This is a genomic window from Pantoea sp. RCC30.1, assembly GCF_058148845.1.
Genome location: NZ_JBXUHX010000082.1, coordinates 1 through 598 on the forward strand (window position 1 = coordinate 1; position 598 = coordinate 598).

Sequence of the window (598 nt, forward strand, 5' to 3'; positions counted from 1 at the left end):
GAGGAGGAAGAGGAAGAGGGGGAGAAGAGAAAGGAGAGGAAAAGGGAGAGGAGGGAGGGAAGGAGGGAGGAGGAGAAGGAAGGAAGGAAAGAAGGGAGAGGAGGAAAAGGAGGAGGAGGGAAGGGAAGAGGGGGGGAGGGAGAGGGAAAAAAGAAAAAGGAAGAAGGAAAGAAAAAAAAAAGGGGAGAAGAGAAGGAGGAGGGAAGGGAAAGGAAGGAGGGAGGGAAAAGGGAAAGAAGGGGAGAGGGAAAGAAGGGGAGGGGAGGGAGAAAGAAGAGGGGGAGAGAGGAAAGGAAGAGAAAGAAAAAGAAGAAAAGAAGAGGAAAGAGAGAAAAAGGAAAAAGAGAGGAGAGGAGAGAGGAGAAGAGGAGGGAGAAAGAGAAGAAGAAGAGGGAGAGAGAGGAAAAGAAAAAGAAAGGAAAAGAGAGGGGAAAGGAAGAGAGAAAGAGAAAGAGAAAGGGAAGGAGAAGGGGGGAAGGAAAAAGGAAGAAAAGGAAAGGAAAAGAGGAGAAAAGAGAAAGGAGGAAGAGGAGAAGGGAAAGAGAAAGGGCCAGGTAGCCTGCTATGGATCGCCTCGAACGTCACATTACTGTATAGA

Annotated in this window: 1 protein-coding gene; it reads left to right on the forward strand. The window is 48.5% G+C overall.

Annotation, left to right across the window (positions count from 1 at the left end; translation table 11 throughout):
• Positions 1 to 558 (forward strand): hypothetical protein (locus AC2LB6_RS24605; protein ID WP_490095472.1); only part of this gene is annotated, 558 nt, incomplete at its 5' end.
• Between the last annotated feature and the right edge of the window lie 40 nt (positions 559 to 598).